1 protein-coding gene and 1 pseudogene are annotated in these 1,482 nt (G+C 42.2%); both read left to right on the top strand.

Translation table 11 applies throughout. The features are described 5' to 3' along the window. Positions 1-309: 309 nt before the first annotated feature. Positions 310-528, top strand: coding sequence for a hypothetical protein (locus EAO37_RS08980; RefSeq protein ID WP_120953414.1), 219 nt, complete (start codon positions 310-312; stop codon positions 526-528). A 333-nt stretch (positions 529-861) separates the two neighbouring features. Then, positions 862-1,482: pseudogene (locus EAO37_RS08975) on the top strand (portal protein); the annotation flags it as partial.

Raw genomic sequence — 1,482 nt, 5'->3', positions numbered from 1 at the left:
ATTAGAACAAGGGTTAGATTTTAAAGATGGTAACTACATACGACTACCTCAAAGATAGCGCAGGTCCACCAGTGGTTAAACACGGGTCCTACTTAGACGCATCGTTGAAACCATCCAATTGAGCCTATAGAAAAAATACTTAATATTTGCTTAGATAGGAAGCTTTACACGGATGAGAGAATTTTTAAAAAAGGAATGAACATGGCGTATTACTTCGCATTAGACAACTTAGATGCGAACAATTTGGCAGATTTGATCGATCGAGTGGTTATGCTTTAGTGTGAATTGTAGAGGCTTTTAGAGGACTTCATGAAAAGATTAATCCTTTTAGCCTTTTTCTTACTAGGGTGTGCGCCTAGAGTGGTGTATAAAGATGTGTTCGTGCCCACACCTTGCAATGTGCAAAAGCCTAGCAGACCGCATAAGGACTTAGGGGTGTTAGAGTATGTGCGCGCCTTACTCATCTACACGGAGAGCCTAGAAAAGGACTTAGATTTTTGCACCAAACCCCCTAAGATTAAGCCTTGATTTTGAAAAGGGGTTTTGTTAGGCTAAGGACACATAGGGGGTAGCGTAGTTTTAACCCTTGTTTTTAGAGGGCACTTGTGTTAGAGTTTTAAAAGTCCTTAAGCGATCTTTGATTAAATCCTTTTAGCCCATTACCTTAAGGACTCATAGGGGGGCGCTACATGCCAAGCACATCAACAACTCCTACCCCCCTATGAAAAGTTTTAACCCTTGTTTTTTGCAATTAAATATTTTATTATTCTCTTGCCTCTTCTCCTTGAGGCTTTTGCTTAAAAGGGCGCGGGGACACCCCAACCAAAGAACTAACGCAACCCCCCGCGCCAAAGGGAATACATGCTAGATTTCAATAGCCTTAATGAAGCTTTTAAGCTAGACTCACAGGCGTGCTTAACTTCTATGCAGGAGTTTAAGCAGGCTCTAGCCTACTACCATGGCAACCAATTACCCCCCGATGTGCTGCACATTATCTTAGAACGCGGACAGACCCCCATTGTAGAAAATATTTACAAGATGATTGTCAACAAGATACTAGGCTATAAAATCTCTGCTATTCAAGAAGTGCGCCTAACCCCACGCCAAGAGGAGGACAAGCCTCTAGCGGATTTACTCAATGATTTATTAAAGTATTTTAGCCAGAAACGCAATTTTGATAAGGAAATGATAAAGAGGGATAGGGATTTGATCATGGGGGGTTTAGGGGTGGTGGAATTGTGGGCTATTGGGGATAAAGATGGGAGTGTGGACATTGAGATCAAGGCTTTAGACCCGCAAAGCTTCATCATTGATTATTTTAGTTCAGATAGCAATGCGCTTGATGCTAGGCGTTTTCATAAAATCGTCTTATTAGATGAGCAACGCGCTAAGGCTTTATTGCCCAGTAGCGAGGTGCTCTATCTAGCCGCCCCCAAAAAGAGAGATTAGCGCGCGTGATAGAAAGCTGGGTTAAAGAGTTTG

The sequence above is a fragment of the Helicobacter sp. L8 genome, from assembly GCF_003660355.1.
In the GTDB taxonomy this organism is placed as follows: domain Bacteria; phylum Campylobacterota; class Campylobacteria; order Campylobacterales; family Helicobacteraceae; genus Helicobacter; species Helicobacter labacensis.
The sequence above is the reverse complement of the archived record's forward strand: the minus strand, read 5'-3'. Positions and strand labels throughout refer to the sequence as shown.

Excerpts from the sequence above, each read along its gene's own strand:
- EAO37_RS08980 (WP_120953414.1), top strand. The coding sequence starts at position 310 with ATGAAAAGATTAATCCTTTTAGCCTTTTTCTTACTAGGGTGTGCGCCT.